The organism is Timonella senegalensis JC301, from assembly GCF_000312125.1.
Taxonomy (GTDB): domain Bacteria; phylum Actinomycetota; class Actinomycetes; order Actinomycetales; family Cellulomonadaceae; genus Timonella; species Timonella senegalensis.
Genome location: NZ_HE978643.1, coordinates 580,827 through 597,152, shown reverse-complemented (window position 1 = coordinate 597,152; position 16,326 = coordinate 580,827). Strand labels below are relative to the sequence as shown.

General features: G+C 62.3%; 13 protein-coding genes and 1 pseudogene. 2 read left to right on the top strand and 12 right to left on the bottom strand.

Translation table 11 applies throughout. From position 1 onward, the window contains the following. Positions 1 to 95 precede the first annotated feature (95 nt). Positions 96 to 1,355, bottom strand: coding sequence for a tyrosine--tRNA ligase (gene tyrS / locus HGSM_RS10620; protein WP_019148743.1), 1,260 nt, complete (start codon positions 1,353 to 1,355; stop codon positions 96 to 98). A 147-nt stretch (positions 1,356 to 1,502) separates the two neighbouring features. After that, positions 1,503 to 2,078 carry a uridine kinase family protein gene (locus HGSM_RS10615; protein ID WP_019148742.1) on the bottom strand — a complete coding sequence of 192 codons (576 nt, stop codon included), beginning with the start codon at positions 2,076 to 2,078 and terminating at the stop codon, positions 1,503 to 1,505. 89 nt (positions 2,079 to 2,167) lie between these two features. Between HGSM_RS10615 and HGSM_RS10610 the strand changes: the two genes are divergently transcribed. Together HGSM_RS10610 and HGSM_RS10605 are read left to right on the top strand one after the other, a co-directional pair. Further along, positions 2,168 to 2,755, top strand: coding sequence for an RNA polymerase sigma factor (locus tag HGSM_RS10610; RefSeq protein WP_019148741.1), 588 nt, complete (start codon positions 2,168 to 2,170; stop codon positions 2,753 to 2,755). Further along, on the top strand, positions 2,752 to 3,672 hold the full coding sequence (locus tag HGSM_RS10605) for a hypothetical protein (RefSeq protein WP_019148740.1): 921 nt from the start codon (positions 2,752 to 2,754) through the stop codon (positions 3,670 to 3,672). Before HGSM_RS10610 ends, HGSM_RS10605 begins: the two co-directional genes overlap by 4 nt. 141 nt (positions 3,673 to 3,813) lie before the next feature. On the opposite strand, the gene HGSM_RS10600 is transcribed toward HGSM_RS10605, so the two are convergent. From HGSM_RS10600 to argC, 10 genes and pseudogenes are all read right to left on the bottom strand, one after another. Beyond that, positions 3,814 to 5,208, bottom strand: coding sequence for an Fn3-like domain-containing protein (locus HGSM_RS10600; protein ID WP_154646315.1), 1,395 nt, complete (start codon positions 5,206 to 5,208; stop codon positions 3,814 to 3,816). 65 nt (positions 5,209 to 5,273) lie between these two features. Beyond that, complete coding sequence (locus tag HGSM_RS10595) at positions 5,274 to 7,208, bottom strand: S8 family serine peptidase (protein WP_019148738.1); 1,935 nt, start codon at positions 7,206 to 7,208, stop codon at positions 5,274 to 5,276. A 205-nt stretch (positions 7,209 to 7,413) separates the two neighbouring features. After that, positions 7,414 to 8,904 carry an argininosuccinate lyase gene (gene argH / locus HGSM_RS10590; RefSeq protein ID WP_019148737.1) on the bottom strand — a complete coding sequence of 497 codons (1,491 nt, stop codon included), beginning with the start codon at positions 8,902 to 8,904 and terminating at the stop codon, positions 7,414 to 7,416. A gap of 6 nt (positions 8,905 to 8,910) precedes the next feature. Then, a complete protein-coding gene (locus HGSM_RS10585; RefSeq protein WP_019148736.1) occupies positions 8,911 to 10,152 on the bottom strand; it encodes an argininosuccinate synthase in 1,242 nt (413 codons plus the stop codon). Positions 10,153 to 10,220: 68 nt separating this feature from the next. After that, positions 10,221 to 10,745 carry an arginine repressor gene (locus tag HGSM_RS10580; RefSeq protein ID WP_019148735.1) on the bottom strand — a complete coding sequence of 175 codons (525 nt, stop codon included), beginning with the start codon at positions 10,743 to 10,745 and terminating at the stop codon, positions 10,221 to 10,223. Next, a complete protein-coding gene (gene argF, locus HGSM_RS10575; protein WP_040594948.1) occupies positions 10,742 to 11,674 on the bottom strand; it encodes an ornithine carbamoyltransferase in 933 nt (310 codons plus the stop codon). The genes HGSM_RS10580 and argF overlap by 4 nt, the downstream gene beginning before the upstream one ends. A gap of 11 nt (positions 11,675 to 11,685) precedes the next feature. Then, positions 11,686 to 12,972 (bottom strand): acetylornithine transaminase, encoded by a 1,287-nt coding sequence (locus HGSM_RS10570; protein ID WP_019148733.1) that lies wholly within the window; start codon positions 12,970 to 12,972, stop codon positions 11,686 to 11,688. Continuing rightward, positions 12,969 to 13,934: pseudogene (gene argB, locus HGSM_RS10565) on the bottom strand (acetylglutamate kinase). The gene HGSM_RS10570 and the pseudogene argB overlap by 4 nt, the downstream one beginning before the upstream one ends. Positions 13,935 to 13,981: 47 nt before the next feature. Continuing rightward, positions 13,982 to 15,145: a bifunctional glutamate N-acetyltransferase/amino-acid acetyltransferase ArgJ gene (gene argJ, locus HGSM_RS10560; protein ID WP_019148730.1), complete on the bottom strand. Its 1,164-nt coding sequence runs from the start codon at positions 15,143 to 15,145 to the stop codon at positions 13,982 to 13,984. Continuing rightward, a complete protein-coding gene (argC, locus tag HGSM_RS10555) occupies positions 15,142 to 16,212 on the bottom strand; it encodes an N-acetyl-gamma-glutamyl-phosphate reductase (RefSeq protein WP_040594947.1) in 1,071 nt (356 codons plus the stop codon). Before argC ends, argJ begins: the two co-directional genes overlap by 4 nt. Between the last annotated feature and the right edge of the window lie 114 nt (positions 16,213 to 16,326).

Genomic DNA, 16,326 nt, shown 5'->3' with positions numbered 1-16,326 from the left:
GTGACCACACGTTAAGCGCATCCATCTGCGCAGACGTAAAACGGGTGGACGCATCCTTGATGTGCCCACCCGTTTTACATGCAGGCCACTAGGGCCTAAGCAATCTGTCCCGCCGCCCAGTTCTTCTTGCCACGGCGGATCATGATCCACTTTCCGGCGAGAACCTGGTCCTCAGTAAACACTGCGTCCTCATCAACAACCTTCTCGTTGTTGACATACACGCCACCCGAGGCGATAGCACGACGGGCCGCGCCCTTGCCCGACTCGAGGCCAGCCTCGATGAGTGCATCCACCACGGACGAGCCAACCGAAACCTGGGCCTTCTTCAGCTCCGCAGTCACGCCAGCAAGGGTTGATGCGTCCAGTCCCCCGAACTCGCCCTTCCCAAACAGTGCGGCAGCAGCCGCAATAGCCTGTTCCGTTGCGCGTTCGCCGTGAACCAAAGTGGTTACGTCGCCCGCTAGCGCACGCTGTGCCTCGCGCAGGTGAGGGTTCTCATTCATCGAGGCCTCAAGCGCCTCGATCTCCTCACGCGTGCGGAACGTGAACGTCTTCAGCCAGCCGATTACGTCCGCGTCGGCTGCATTGAGCCAGAACTGGTAGAACGAGTACGGCGACATCATCTCTGGGTCAAGCCAGACTGCACCGCCCTCGGTCTTTCCAAACTTGGTGCCGTCAGCCTTGGTAATGAGCGGTGTGGTCATTGCTAGGACGGACTTCTGGTCGGACTTACGGATGAGTTCGACACCCGAGAGCAGATTGCCCCACTGGTCATTTCCACCGGTCTGCAAAGTCGTGCCGTAACGGCGATTGAGCTCAAGGAAGTCCATGCCCTGCAGGATCTGGTAGCTGAACTCAGTGAACGAGATACCTTCCTCAGAGTTCAGTCGGCGCGCCACCGTGTCCTTGGCCAGCATCGTGCCCAGGCGGTAGTGCTTGCCCACCTCGCGCAGGAAGTCCAGTGCGGTGAGTTCGCCGTGCCAGTCGAGGTTGTTGACCATCGTGGCCGCATTTTCTCCCTCAAAGGAGAGGAAACGCGAGATCTGCTCACGCAGGCGCTCGACCCACTGCGCCACAACGTCCTTCGAGTTGAGCACGCGCTCGCCCGACATACGTGGGTCACCAATAAGTCCCGTGGCCCCTCCAACGAGTGCGATCGGCTTGTGCCCCGCGAGCTGGAGGTGGCGAAGTAATACGAGCTGTACGAGGTGACCGTGGTGCAGCGACGGCGCTGTTGGGTCAAACCCGCAATAGTACGAGATCGGCCCGTTCTCGAGCGCCTCACGCAGCGCCTCAATGTCAGTGGTCTGGCTTACCAGTCCGCGCCATTGCAGTTCGTCAAGAACGTTGCTCACCGTGTCTCCTAGAAAAATATGACACCCAGATGGGATTGCGTGGCGCCTTCGGTGAAAAGCGCGCCGCCTACTAGTTTGCCTTGTCGCCCGCACAAACGTGAACTCGTTTGCCTGTGATCTCAGAACTGGCTCACATTTTGCGGCCTGCTAATCACGCTCGGACACAATCTGCCCGTACCCGTCCAGCCTCACGTGTGCGCGTTCGCGTGTCCGGTTATGTTCGTAGAGGACCATCTCGAGCTCCATGAATGCTCGCCAGTTCTCTTCCATGTCCTGACCGTCTCGCTCCAACCCACGCGCAAGGCGCGTGTGGGAGTCCGTTTCCACCCAGATGATGAACGGCCCAAAATTATCGACGATTGTGGTTGCGCTCGCGCACCCCTCGACTACCAGCCAACCCACATCCTCAACGTGATGGCGCTCGGCGTATTCGCCGAGAACCCAGTCATATCGTCGATAATGAGCGGGTTTTCCCGCTGCAAGCGGGGTCAAGATGTCCGCGACGAGGATGTCGGCACCCTTTTCCACGCCCGTCCACCCGTCATACAGGTCGTCCATGTGGACTGTGGGCGCGCCAAGCGGCGCGGCCAACTGGGCAGCAAGCGTGGTCTTTCCGGAGCCGGCGGGTCCGTCGATGCAGACGATCCGGGGGCCGCCCGCTGGTAGTGGCCATGCGTGCAGGCGCTCTAAGAGCTGAGACAAAATGGGTTCGGTGGTCGCCATGATCCCTTTGTAGTGCGTTTGAGGCTGCTATCGGTGCACCGCCACTGTAACAATGTCCTCAATGTGGGACAGGGATAGGTATGCAAGCAATGACACCGACTGACGACAAGCCATCGTCCTCAACGAAGTATGCGGAGTTCTTTCGCCTGCACGTACACGCGGTACATGCGTCCGCGAGCCGGCGCGTTGGCGTGCACGACGCGGACGACGTCACCTCGCAGGTGTTTGCAATCGCCTGGCAGAAGTCCGCACACGAGTTCGAGTTTGAGCGTGCCCGCGCCTGGCTCCTTGTGACTGTCGCACACGTCTGCCAGAACGTCGTGAGGTTCACCGCACGATCGGACCGCAAGGTCTTGATGTGGGCAAACGACAGGAGCATTAACGAGGTCAACGAGGTGAGTGGCCCAGAAGCACTCCTTCCCGAACACGACCCAATGTTTACGGAGGCGTGGAACATGCTCAACGGCCCCGACCAAGAAGTCCTCGCACTCGTGTACTGGGATGAACTCAGCTGCCCCAACGCCGCCGAAGCGCTCGGTATAGCCGAGGGTGCACTACGCACCCGGCTCACCCGGGCACGAGGGCGCTTCAAAGAGCTGCTCGAACGTGCTGAGGACACCATCTCCGCAACCCAATCCCCGCAGAACCACACCTTTGTCTCGGAGACCAAACCATGAAAACCGATCAGCAGACCGAGGACACCATCCGGAGCCACGCACCGGCCGCCACGCTCAGCGACGAGCACGTGGCGCAACTCCTACAGTCTGTCGACGAACTCGTTGTCAGCACGCCAGAACTGGCGGAAACGTCCGCCGAAGTCGAATCCACAGTCATCCCGCTTACCAAGCCAGTGGCGCCACGTAGCTTGCGCCGCACACTCCTCAGCGCTATCGGAATCGCAGCCTCTGTGAGCGTCCTGGCAGTCGGCGGGTTCGCCGCATCGGAGTACCTCACACCAGCACCAGCTTGGGCCGAAGGAAAGCCTCTTGACTCCGCACGCGCTGAAGTCTTCAAGGAAGTCTGCGCTGCAAACACATTCCGCTTTGACGACGCGGGAAACGAGCTACCCCCACATCCTGCGGAGTTGAGGTTCGCCGAGTACAGGGGTGACCAGAGCGCCATCTGGTACGAGTTTGAGGATGGAAACTACGGCGCGTGCCTCGTCTACTCGGATACGGCAGTGGTCATCAGTTCGACCGTCTGGACTGCGAAAGATGCAGAGCCGGACCTGTCCTTCTCCAAAGCCCCGATGGCATCAATAGGAATCAGACACGGCTCTGATGGCAGCCTATTCGGCGAGTACACCTCATTTGCTCGGATTGACCCCAAGTACAAGCACTACGTTGCTGAGTTCCCCAACGGCTCAATCACCCGCGGCGAGATCAACGACGGCTTCTACTTCATGATGAATCGGTGGGCCGTCAAGGCAGGCGAGAACCCCAAGCTCATCACAGAGAACTTCGCTCCAGTCACGGTCACCTTCTACACAGAGGATGGGACCGAAAAGGTCATCCACCCACATGAAATGGACTACGGCTTCGGCGATTCACCATCCGACGCCGACGCAACCTCGGGACTGATTACGGTCGACTAGCCGCTCTCCAGTCCCCAACAGGATGGCCCCCAGGGTACGCATCAACTCTGGGGGCTTCTGTTGGGGGGCTCGAGGTGCACAAGAGAAGGGGCCATGCGCGTGTGCGCATGGCCCCTTTCTATTCCGCGATACGGAGAGGCACTACGGGTTGATCAACTGGCCCGTGTTGACTGTCAGCGGAACCGTGCGGTTCACGCCGTAGTCCCACGCGAACATGGTGATCTGTCCTGGCAGCTGGCTGTCAGCCCCATTCACACGCTGCCATGCGGCAGTGAGTGCGCTAACGGGGACGCTGATTGTGTAGACGTTCGACCCCTTGGCCTTGGTGTACTTTGCGTCCGTGGTCAGAGTGCTTGCAAACGAACCAACGGTTGCGTCCTCGTGGAATGAGAGTCCCGCAAGGAAGGTGTCATCCTTGATCGCGAGCGTCAGCGCACGGTCCGCACCCGTCCCAGTGACCGTGGCGCCCGCGAGCGCAGGTGCCGTCAGGTCAACGGAAATTGGGAACGATTGCGAGTGGGTCGTTGCGCCTGGCCCAGATGTCTTCGCGGTCTGCACGAGTCGGTACTGTCCGGCCTTGAGCGCGTTGCCCTTTGAGTCGTACGCGCTAAATAGTGGCATTGACTCGAAGTTGTCCTCGGCGGACGTGATGAATCCTGCGTTGGAGAAGTAGTAGCTCTTAGGAACCCGGAGGTAGGTGTGGCTGGCCACAGACTTGCCACCGCGAGCGGATTCGAGCGAGTACTTGAGTGACTCTGCGTTACGCACCATGCCCGTGTAGGTCATGAACTGGCTCGGCTCTCCCCCAGCCTCGGCCGCGGACACAACGTACCTGTCCGTCTTGATGGTCTCCGCGGGGTTACCGAACGCGTTGTTGATGCCGTTCGGGTCAAGTGGGTTGACGCCAAGGATCGTGCCAAACGTGGTGTTGTACAGGAACGTTCCGGAGATGTGCTCCTGTTCGGATGCAAGGTTTGCGTCGAAGACGGGCGCCTTGGACCAGTCACCGTAGAACCCTAGGAATGGGATTCCAAGGGTTGGCGCGTCTTCCGATACGAGACGAACAAACCCATCGATGTAGGTTCCGTTGACGGCTTGCTTCACCGCGTTCGCGAACCGCTTGTCCGTCTTGATGGATACGGTCACGGTTGCGCTCTTGCCTGCCGGAATGGTCAGGACACCCTTGCGGACGTTCTTGCCGTCAAAGGAGACGGAGATTCCCTTTCCGGTGTAGTCGGTCGACTCTTCAAGGAATAGGCCGCCGCTGATCGTGTCGGACAGCGCCGTCGCGTCAAGCTTGTACGTCTGGGACTCCTTGCCAAAGTTCTTGGCTACGAACTTGAAGGAGTAGGACCCCCGCTTTGACTCTCCCAGCGATGCAGTGGGCCGCGTTGGGTCTGCCGCACCCTTGACCGCGAGCGATACCATAGTGCGTTGCGCGCCGGGCACGGAGGTCAGGCCTGCACCCTGCTTGCGCGGGGTGTAGTAGGTCTTGCCGGCCGAGTCCGGGTTCACCAGCGGGGTCGCCGTGTTCACAATGAGAGTCTGTGCGAGGTCACCGGCCTGCACAGAGCTGAGGTTTCCGTAGACGTCCGGGTTGTTCAGGATGTGCTCCTTGACGTTCCCAGGATTCCGGCCACCTGTGGTGCGGCCATGGAAGTACCCGACATCCAGTCGTACCCGCCTGGGACGGCCGAGTAGATGTTTCCGCCCGGCGCTGCAACGTCTGGCTTAAGCTGCAGTTCAGGTGTTACTCCCATAGACGAGAATGCCGAGGCGCGGAAGTTCTGGTCCGGTGCATCCACGTAGGTGGACGACACGCTCAGGGTCTTCGTAGTCGCCGCGGCGAGCGCCGCCCCCATTGCCTTGGTGATGACTGCAACCGGCATGGTCGCGTAGTCGATCGCAGGGTTCAGGAACTCGTTGGACTCGACATTGTCCGCGATGAGCACCGCGGCCGGACCGAACGTTGCCGCGTTGTTCACCTTGTCCTGGAAGGACAGCTCACCGCGGTTGATGATCAGGATTGTGTTGGCGCGCTGGTCGGCCGGAACCGTGGACATGGCCTCTGCAATATCCGTCGGCTTGCCAAGTCCAGCGACCACATACGCGTGATCGCCTTCTTGGAGCTCCGTGAACGCAGGGATGGAGTTGTCTGCCGAGGTGATGGCCTTGAAATAGGCCTTGTCCCCGTTACCGCCAAGCAGGTAGGGCCGAGCGAGTGCGTTGTTGATCGAGGCGATCGAGAGGTTCGGGCTGTAGGTCGATGGTGACCCCACAATTCCGTAGTCCGGGTCGGTCACGTATGGCAGGTTCTTGCCGCTCGTGTTGTTCACCGCTGCCTGTTGGGAGTTTCCTGCTGAAACGGACAGGACAACTCCAGCTTGGCGGAGCTGTTCAAAGATCGATCCGTAGAGCGACTGGCTCGAGTCAGTGAAGCCTGCGGATGATCCGAGTGACATGTTGATGACGTCGGGCTTGATCTTCATGGCGTCATCGAGCGCTGCCAGAATCCATGAGTCCGCGGCGAACTCGTCGGTGTCGCTGAAGACCTTTTGGACCATGACCTGCGCGTTTGGAGCGGCTCCGCGGATAGTCTCGCCACCATTGGCGGCTGCGATGCCCGCCACGTGGGTTCCGTGGTCGAGGTCAGCGCCCTCGGTGGGGTTCACGTTGTTGTCGTTGTCCGCGTAGTCGTACGCAAACGGAACCTTGTTGTTAACGAACGTTCCACTCGCCCCCTGCCCCAACTGCGCGCGCAGGGCATCGATCTGAGCTTCGGTGTACCGGATCTTGGAAGTGTCGAGAGTGTCAACGAAGCCCTCATGTGTGGTTTCAAGCCCCGTGTCGATGATGGAGATGAGCATGCCGTCGCCCTTTTCCAGCGACTGCTCGACCCCCGTCATGACGAGCGAGGACTCGTTCTTGAGCTCGTACCCCTCGGTGTCGAGCGGGGTGGTAGGGATGGTCGTGGGGATCTCGTAGCGCTGTTCCACAAACGAGGTTGCAACCCCGCTGGACTCGGCGGCGATCTCCTGGCCGAACCGCGGCATCTCGATGGCGACGCCGTGGAATGCGTTCTCGTAGGTCTGGACTACCTTAATCGCCTTGGTGCTCAGCCCCTTTGCCTTTGCGGACGCTTTGATATCCGCAATGATCGCATCAGTGACACTGTCCCGTTGCGCGGCGCTTAGCGTGTCATCGAGCTGGACGATTGTCACGACCTGCTCGTTGGGGTCTTGGACTGCGAGCTCGGACGTCCGATCCTTGCCCTTGGATGTGGACTTCTTGGCTGATGACTGCGCGGACTTGCCATCAACCGGCGCGAGGAGCGTCGCGGTGTCTGTGGTGGTTTCGGAACCCTCTACCACGAGCTTGTCGCCCTTCGCCTGTGAAGGGAGTGCCGTGAACAGTACGCCCGTGGCTGCGCAGCCTAGGACGAGGGTGGATGTAGTAGTTGCCGCAAGGAATTTGCGGTATGCCTGTGCCCGCCTGCGTGCGGGCGGGCGCTCGAAGCGCTCACCTTGTTGGGTCATAGGGAGAAACTACTCTCCTGTTAGGCATTTCAACGCGACAGAGTGGTGGGGACTTCTCCCACACACCCGGTGTGGCGCAGACTACATTTCGCCCGTACCATCCTCGACACTTGGGCTCGCCAACCAGAGGGTTTCTCGCAGAGACAAACGGCGCCAGGTAGGGGCAAAGCCTCCTACCTGGCGCCGTGGGAATCGAGCGACCTAGTTAGCCATTGACCCAGTATCGGTACTCAGCAACCTGCACCTGTGCTTCCGCGAGCTGCTCTGCGACACGCTCGGGCGCGGTTCCACCCACAGCATTGCGGGAAGCAAGCGAACCCTCGACTGAGAGGACCGAGCGGACCCCCGGCGTCAGGTGTTCCGAGATCTCGGCCATATCGCCGTCTGTCAGGTCCCACAGCTCGATGCCGCGCTCCTCGCAGACACGAACACAGGAACCGGCGACCTCGTGGGCTACCCGGAACGGGACCCCCTCACGGACGAGCCACTCGGCGATGTCCGTGGCCAGGGAGAAGCCCTGCGGCGCAAGTGACGCCATACGCTCGGTATCGAACGTCATGGTCGCTACCATCCCCGCGAATGCGGGGAGCAGAACTGAGAGCGTGTCGATCTGGTCGAACACGGGCTCCTTGTCCTCCTGTAGGTCACGGTTGTACGCGAGAGGAAGGCCCTTAAGGGTGGTGAGCAGGCCAGTGAGGTCACCGATGATGCGCCCGGCCTTGCCGCGTGCAAGCTCGGCGATGTCCGGGTTCTTTTTCTGCGGCATGATCGAGGAACCTGTGGAGAATGCGTCGTCCAGGCGGACAAAGCCGAACTCCTTGGTGTTCCAGATGATGATCTCCTCCGAGATCCGCGACAGGTTGATCGCGAGCATCGAGGCGACCCAAGCGAACTCAGCCACAACGTCACGCGAGGCAGTGCCGTCGATCGAGTTCTCCACGGGGCCGTCAAACCCGAGGTCCGCTGCCACCGCCGCAGGGTCTAGGCCAAGAGACGAACCCGCGAGCGCACCAGATCCGTACGGCGACTTGGCGGCGCGCACGTCCCAGTCGATGAACCGGTCGACATCCCGAAGGAGCGGCCAGGTGTGCGCGAGCAGGTGGTGCGCAAGCAGAACAGGCTGGGCATGCTGCAGGTGCGTGCGACCGGGCATCGGCGCATTCGGGTGGGCTGAGGCCTGGGCGATGAGTGCATCTGCTACGTCAAGGACGAGCGAGCCGATCTCCTTGGCCTGCTCACGCAGGTACATTCGCACAAGAGTGGCGATCTGGTCGTTACGTGAGCGTCCTGCGCGGAGTTTGCCGCCCAGTTCTGCGCCCGCGCGCTCGATCAGTCCACGCTCCAGTGCGGTGTGGACATCCTCGTCGTCCTCGGCTGCCACGAAGGCGCCGGACTCTACGTCTGCAAGGAGCTGCTCGAGAGCGGCTTCCATGCCCTCGAGTTCCTCGTCCGTGAGCAGGTGCGCCTTGTGCAGGACGCGCGCGTGGGCCTTTGACCCCGCGATGTCCTGCCCGGCGAGGCGCCAGTCAAAGTGTGTGGACTTGGACAGTGCAGCCAGCGCGTCCGCGGGGCCTCCAGCGAACCGTCCGCCCCACAGGGAGACACGTGCGCTAGATGCGCCGACGGCGGCCGAGGACTGAGCCTCGGCCGCCTGAGCGTCATCTGGCTGCGAAGGGGAAACTTCGCGGTCAGTCATGAATAATCACTTCTCCGTGTTCAGGGTGAATCCGGACAGGTCCACGCCGTTGCCGAACTTCACGTCACGGGCAGCCGAGAGCTTGGCCTGCAGGCCGTAGATCTCGATGAAGCCGCGCGCCTGGCTCTGGTCGAAGGAGTCGCCCTCATCGTAGGTGGCGAGGTTGAAGTCGTACAGCGACGACTCGGACTTGCGTCCGGTAACAGTTGCGCGACCACCGTGCAGGGTCATGCGGATGTCGCCGGTAACGTAGCGCTGGGTGTCAGTAATAAAGGTGTCGAGTGAGCGCTTGAGCGGCGAGAACCACATGCCGTCGTATACGAGCTCTGTCCAGCGCTGCTCGACCTGGCGCTTGAAGCGGGCCTGCTCGCGCTCAAGGGTCACGTTTTCGAGTTCCTGGTGCGCGGCAATGAGCGCGATTGCGCCAGGCGCCTCGTAGATCTCGCGGGACTTGATGCCAACGAGGCGGTCCTCGACGATGTCGATGCGGCCGATGCCCTGGGCGCCGGCCCGGCGGTTCATCTCCTGGATCGCTTGAAGCGGGGTTACGGCAACGCCGTCGATTGCTACTGGGACACCGGCGTTGAACGTGATGACAACCTCGTCAGCAACCGGCGGGAAGGCAGGATCGTCGGTGTAGTTGTAGACGTCCTTGGTTGGGCCATTCCAGATGTCCTCGAGGAAGCCCGTCTCCACTGCGCGTCCCCACACGTTCTGGTCAATCGAGAATGGGTTGTGCTTGGTGGTCTCAATAGGCAGGTTGTGCTTCTCCGCGTAGGCGATTGCCTTCTCACGAGTGAGCGCGAGGTCACGAACTGGTGCGAGGCACTTGAGGTCTGGTGCAAGCGAGGTGATACCCACCTCAAAGCGGACCTGGTCGTTGCCCTTACCTGTGCAGCCGTGCGCAACAGTGGTCGCGCCAAACTGGCGAGCAGCGCGCACGAGGTGCTTGACGATGGTTGGGCGCGACAGCGCGGAAACCAGCGGGTAGCGGTCAAGGTACAGACCGTTTGCCTGGAGTGCTGGCATGCAGTACTCCGTTGCGAACTCCTCGCGGGCGTCGGCGATGTAAGCCTCCACCGCACCGCAGTCGAGCGCACGCTGGCGGATGACCTCGAGGTCTTCGCCGCCCTGTCCTACGTCAACGGCAACCGCGATGACCTCTGCACCGGTTGCCTCACCGATCCAACCGATAGCAACTGAGGTATCCAAACCACCGGAATATGCGAGTACTACGCGTTCTGTCATGACCCTACTTCTCTTTCTTACGTACGTTTCCGCGTTGATCTTCTCATCATCGCGGCGACAGTTGTGTTTTAGTCCGTGAGGCCTTCGCTCGCCATGGTGACGAAGCGTTCGGCCAGTTCTTTTCCGCTCGAGGATTCGCGGGCGATCACCAGTACGGTGTCGTCTCCCGCGATCGTTCCCATGACACCCTGGACCCCAGCGGTGTCAATCATGGAAGCCAAGTACTGTGCGGCCCCAGGTGGGGTACGCAGCACGGCAAAGTTGTGCGAGCTCTCGGCGGAGATGAGCATCTCCGCGAGCAGACGAGCGAGGCGAGTAATGGAGACCTCGGACTCTCGAGCCTTTCGCGTCTGGTCCGCACCATCCTGCGCAACCGTGTAGACGAGCCCACCAAAATCGTCGCGAGTCTTCTCGGCACGCAGTTCAATCAGGTCACGCGACAGCGTGGCCTGCGTGACGTAGAGCCCGTCCTCCGCGAGCGCCTTGGCCAACTCCGCCTGGGAGTGGACCGACTGCGACCCGAGGATCGAAACGATGCGCGCGTGGCGCGCGGCCTTTGTTGCCGGAACGGATCCGGGCGCTGGAGCGCTCATGAGTTTTCCACCAACCAGGCCATCAGGGCCTTCTGTGCGTGCAGGCGGTTTTCCGCCTCATCCCATACGGCAGACTGCGGGCCGTCAATGACATCTGCTGTAACTTCCTTGCCACGGTAGGCGGGCAGGCAGTGCAGGAAGATCGAGCCCTCGGCGGTGATCGCCATGGCCTCGGCGTTGACCTGGAATGGGACAAATGGGAGCGAACGCTCCTCAGCAGACGACTCATCCCCCATGGAGACCCAGGTGTCCGTTGTGATGACATCGGAGCCACGCAGCGCCTCGGCTGGGTCAGTGGTTACTAGGACCGAGCCGCCTGTGGCAGTCGCGATCTCGGACGCGTCCTTGACCACCTGCGGGTCGGGAAGGAACCCTTCTGGTGCGCCGATGCGCACGTGCATGCCGGCGGTGGCGCCGCCGAGCAGGTACGAATGCGCCATGTTGTTCGCGCCGTCCCCAACGTAGGTGAGCGTCAGCCCGGCGAGCTTGTCCACACCGCCCTTGTGCTGTGCCACGGTCAGGAGGTCCGCAAGGATCTGGCAGGGGTGGAACTCGTCGGTCAGGGAGTTGATCACGGGGACGGTCGCGTAGGCGGCCATCTTTTCCACGTTTTCCTGCCCGAACGTCCGCCACACAATGGTGGAAGCCTGACGGGTCAGAACACGTGCTGTGTCCTCGATGGGCTCGCCGCGCCCTAGCTGGGAGCCGGCGGCATCGATGACGAGCGGGTAGCCGCCCATCTCGGCAACACCGGTAGAGAAGGACACGCGGGTGCGAGTCGATGGCTTGTCAAAGATGATCGCGACTGCCTGGGGGCCTTCGAACGTGCGGCGCGCGAACCTGTTTGCCGCGAACTCGAGACCGAGTTCGAGGACTTCCTTCTGTTCTGCCGGAGACAGATCATCGTCTCGCAAGAAATGGCGGGTCAACTAGGTCTCCTCTAGAGTTCGTCCGCGGTGCGCGGCAGGCTGGACAAAAATTCAACAAACGGTTCGAGCTGGGCGCTCGTGATGATCAGAGGTGGAGCCAACCGGATTGCCTGAGGATTCACGGCGTTGACGATGAATCCGGCGTCCAGTGCCCTGGCCGCGATTTTCGACGAGTGTTCCCCAGTGAGCTGGATCGCGATCAGTAGGCCCTGACCACGCACGCCCGCGATGAGTGGGTGGTGCAGTTCCGCGATGTCCGTGCGGAGCTGCTCCCCTACTGCGTTGACGTTGTCCAGGACCTCGTCCCGGTCAATCACGGTGAGGGTGGTGAGGGCGGCTGCCGCCGCTACGGGGTTTCCGCCGAACGTCGTGCCGTGCTGGCCGCGGCCAAGCAGGGTCGCGGCGTGGGTTCCGAAGGCCACGACCGCACCGATGGGGATGCCCCCGCCGAGCCCCTTAGCCAGGGACATGACATCCGGGACCACACCCTCACCGATGGTTGGCACCTGGTGTGCGAACCAAGCACCTGTCCTTCCCACGCCGGTTTGCACCTCGTCTAGCGCGAGAAGAGCTCCGTGTTCCCGGGTGAGTTCGCGTGCTCGGGTCAGGTATCCAACGGGAAGCGGGCGCACTCCAGCCTCGCCCTGGAGCGGCTCGATGAAGAGTGCTGCAACGTCCTCGCCGTTGGTGGCGAATGCCTGCTCGAGTGCCTCGAGGTCCCCGAATGGGAGCCATTCGACGCCCGCGGGGAGCGGCTCGAACGGCTCGCGATAGGCGGCCTTGTGCGTAAGCGCAAGGGCGCCCATGGTCCGGCCGTGGAACGCACCCTCGAGCGCGAGAATGCGGCGGCGGCCCGTACGGCGCGCCATCTTGAACAGCGCTTCGTTGGCCTCGGTACCTGAGTTGGCAAAGAAGACCCTGGATCCCTCCGGCGCTCCGGCCAGATTGAGAAGCGTTTCCGCGAGCGCGATCTGGGTGGGGCTGCCAAAGAAGTTCGACACATGTCCGAGCGTCCCCAACTGCGCGCTAATCGCGGCGGTCAGGGTTGGGTGAGCATGACCCAGTGCATTCACTGCAATCCCCGCGAGCAGGTCCAGGTAACGCTTCCCATCTGCGTCCCACACGTACACGCCTTCGCCGCGTACGAGCACGCGCTGCGGCGTGCCAAACGTGTCCATGACGGAGTGCGAGTAGCGGTCGGTCCAGGACTGGGACGAGGTTGCCGCGAGGTCGGAGTTCGCCCCGGCCAGCGCCGCTGCGTTTGGGTCGGTTGGGGTTGGTGGTGTGTGCTCGGTCATTGTGCGTCCTTGGTGCCAGCGTCGGTGTGTAGAGCGGTTGGCGCAACGTCTGATGGAGAGGAGTCGCCATGGACCGTGGCCGTTGGGACGACCATGGTTCCGATTCCCTTGGAGGTGAAAACCTCCATGAGAACCGAGTGGGCGACGCGGCCGTCAATCACGTGAGCCTCGCTGATGCCGCCCTCTACCGCCCGCAGGCAGGCCTCCATCTTGGGGACCATCCCGGATTCGAGCGAGGGCAGAAGCTTCGCGAGCTGAGAAGCCTCGATCTGGGAAACGAGCGATCCCTTGTCTGGCCAGTTCGTGTACAGGCCCTCGACATCCGTCAGCACGATGAGCTTGCGAGCGCCGAGAGCGACTGCGAGCGCCGAGGCGGCGGTGTCTGCATTGATGTTGAGCACGGTTGTGGGGTCGTCGATGTCCGGGGCCACTGTGGAGACCACGGGAATTCGGCCAGAGTCGAGCAGGTCGGACACCGCCTGAGGGTTGACCTTGACCACGTCGCCGACGAGCCCGACGTCCACAGACTCTCCGTTGACGGTTGCCGTGCGGCGCTGCGCCTAGAAGAGCCCGCCGTCCTCTCCGGACAGCCCCACGGCGTAGGGGCCGTGGGCGTTGAGCAGTCCCACGAGCTCGCGCGACACCTTGCCGGTCAGCACCATGCGCACAACGTCCATGGCCTCGGGGGTGGTCACGCGGAATCCACCGCGGAACTCGCTTTCAATTCCAAGCCGGGCCAGCATGGAGGAGATCTGCGGGCCACCGCCGTGGACCACAACGGGGCGCAGTCCGACGTGGCGCAGGAACACCATGTCCTGCGCGAACGCAGCCTTGAGTTCCTCATCAATCATGGCGTTTCCGCCATACTTGACCACCACGAGAGCACCCTTGAACTTTTGGAGCCATGGGAGGGCCTCGAGAAGGACCTCAGCCTTGTGGATCGGCGTGAGCTCGGCGAGCATGTCGTGCTGCTCGGATTGGACTTGGTTCTGTGCGGGTTGAGTTGAGGTCATGATGAGTACGCGCTGTTCTCGTGGACGTAGTCGTGGGTCAGGTCGTTCGTCCAGATGGTCGCGGTCTCGGTTCCAGCGTGCAGGTCGATGTCCACCGTCACCTCGCGAGCGGAAGCCAGATCCACGAGCTTGCGGTCCGCCCCGACTCCCCCGGCACGGCAGATCTGCACGCCGTTGATGGAGACGTCGAGTTGGTCGGCGTCGAAGGGTGCAACATCCTCTGGCACAGTTCCCACTGCGGAGAGCACGCGCCCCCAGTTGGGGTCGTTGCCAAACACGGCAGCCTTGAAGAGGTTCGATCGGGTCACGGCACGGGCGACGGCCACTGCCGCGTCCTCGCTCGTCGCGTTGACCACGGTCACCGCAATGTCGTGCGTGGCACCTTCGGCGTCCGCCACGAGCTGGCGGGCCAGGCTCGCGCAGACCTGGGTCAGGGCATCCGTGAACTCCTGCGCAGGCACGGCGACCTCTGAAGCGCCCGAGGCGAGCAGCGTGACGGTGTCATTCGTGGACATGCACCCGTCCGAGTCCACGCGGTCAAAGGTGACGCGGGTTGCCGCACGCAGCGCTTGGTCTGCGGTGGCTGAGTCGATGACTGCGTCCGTGGTGATGACGCACAGCATCGTGGCGAGGCCCGGCGCGAGCATGCCTGCGCCCTTGGCCATTCCACCGATCGACCAACCGTCGCCCTCAAATGTTGCGGTCTTCGCCACGGTGTCCGTGGTCATGATCGCCTCGGCCGCGGCCACGCCGCCGTCCACTGACAGGCCCTCCACGGTCGCATCGACTCCCGCGAGGAGCTTGTCCATGGGGAGCAACTCGCCGATCAGGCCTGTCGAGCACACGATGACGTCTTGGGCGGAGAATTCGAGCTTCTCGGCCACGTACTCCGCCGTTTTGTGTGTGTCGGCAAAACCCTGCGCGCCGGTACACGCGTTTGCGCCACCGGAGTTCAGGATGACTGCACGCGCGCGGCCGTCCGAGATTGCCTGGCGCGACCACGCCACAGGAGCGGCATGCACGCGATTGGACGTGAGGACTGCTGCCGCAACGTCGAGTGGGCCGTCATTGATGACGAGGGCGACGTCCTTGTTTCCCGAGGACTTGATCCCCGCGACGACGCCTGCCGCCCGGAATCCTGCTGGTGTGGTGACGCTCATGGTGCTACTCCCTGCACGCTCAGCCCGAGGTTCTCCTCGAGCCCGAGCGCAATGTTCATGGATTGGATGGCCGCTCCAGCCGTTCCCTTAACGAGGTTGTCGATTGCCGCGACCGCCACGATGCGCTGCGCCTTGGCGTCCCATGCAACCTGGATGAGAGCCGTGTTCGCGCCGACCACGCTGGCGGTGGTAGGCCACACGCCCTGCGGGAGCACGTGGACGAACTGTTCGCCCTCGTATGCGGCGCTCCACACCTGGTGCAGCTGTTCCGTGGTGGGCACGGGCGCTCCGGGGGCAAGCTTGGCCGTGATGGTTGCGAGAATCCCGCGGGACATTGGAACCAGGACGGGAGTGAAGGAGATTGAGAAGTCATCCGCTCCGGCGTGGCGTAGGTTCTGGCCAATCTCTGGGATATGCCGGTGGGTGCCGCCCACAGCGTAGGGCTGCGCGTTGCCGAGAGCCTCCGCGGCGAGCAGGTGCGGCTTGAGCGCCTTACCCGCGCCCGAGTAGCCCACAGCCAGCATTGAGACGATGTCCACCGCGCTCGCGAGACCCGCGCTGATGCCCGGAGCGAGCCCGAGGGTCACGGCGGTGACATTGCAGCCCGGGACGGCAATCCGGGTTGCGGCCGCCAGATTGGCGCGCTGCTTTGCAGCACTGTTTCCCTTTTCGACGATTAACTCGGGCATGCCGTACGTCCACGTTCCGGCGTGGGGGCTTCCGTAATACTCTTCCCAGTCCCCGGCGTCCTCGAGCCTGTGGTCCGCTCCGAGATCGATTACGAGGGTTTCGGCCGGAAGTTGTGCAGCGATCTGGCCGCTTGCTCCGTGGGGCAGGGCGAGGATGACAACGTCATGGCCTGCGAGATTCTCAGCGGTGGTAGCCACGAGGCGTCGGTCGGCGAGAGTGCGAATATGCGGCTGGTGCTCCGAAAGCAACGTACCTGCACTGCTGTGCGCCGTGAGGGCGCCTATCTCTACGCCAGGATGATCGGCGAGGATACGCAGGGTTTCTCCACCCGCATATCCACTCGCTCCCGCGACTGCAACTTTGACTACCATGTGCATAACAATACACCGCACTGTAAAAAAATACAGTCGTGTCTCACATCGAGACACGGTCATTCTTCGGGACAGAACTCGCGCATGCCTCAGCGCTTTCATCGGCCCTCCAATGAGCAT

Bases quoted from the DNA above. Each gene is read 5' to 3' on its own strand.
- HGSM_RS10615 (WP_019148742.1), bottom strand. From the start codon at position 2,078: ATGGCGACCACCGAACCCATTTTGTCTCAGCTCTTAGAGCGCCTGCAC.
- HGSM_RS10610 (WP_019148741.1), top strand. From the start codon at position 2,168: ATGACACCGACTGACGACAAGCCATCGTCCTCAACGAAGTATGCGGAG.
- HGSM_RS10605 (WP_019148740.1), top strand. From the start codon at position 2,752: ATGAAAACCGATCAGCAGACCGAGGACACCATCCGGAGCCACGCACCG.
- HGSM_RS10595 (WP_019148738.1), bottom strand. From the start codon at position 7,208: ATGACCCAACAAGGTGAGCGCTTCGAGCGCCCGCCCGCACGCAGGCGG.
- argH (WP_019148737.1), bottom strand. From the start codon at position 8,904: ATGACTGACCGCGAAGTTTCCCCTTCGCAGCCAGATGACGCTCAGGCG.
- HGSM_RS10585 (WP_019148736.1), bottom strand. From the start codon at position 10,152: ATGACAGAACGCGTAGTACTCGCATATTCCGGTGGTTTGGATACCTCA.
- HGSM_RS10580 (WP_019148735.1), bottom strand. From the start codon at position 10,745: ATGAGCGCTCCAGCGCCCGGATCCGTTCCGGCAACAAAGGCCGCGCGC.
- HGSM_RS10570 (WP_019148733.1), bottom strand. From the start codon at position 12,972: ATGACCGAGCACACACCACCAACCCCAACCGACCCAAACGCAGCGGCG.
- argJ (WP_019148730.1), bottom strand. From the start codon at position 15,145: ATGAGCGTCACCACACCAGCAGGATTCCGGGCGGCAGGCGTCGTCGCG.
- argC (WP_040594947.1), bottom strand. From the start codon at position 16,212: ATGCACATGGTAGTCAAAGTTGCAGTCGCGGGAGCGAGTGGATATGCG.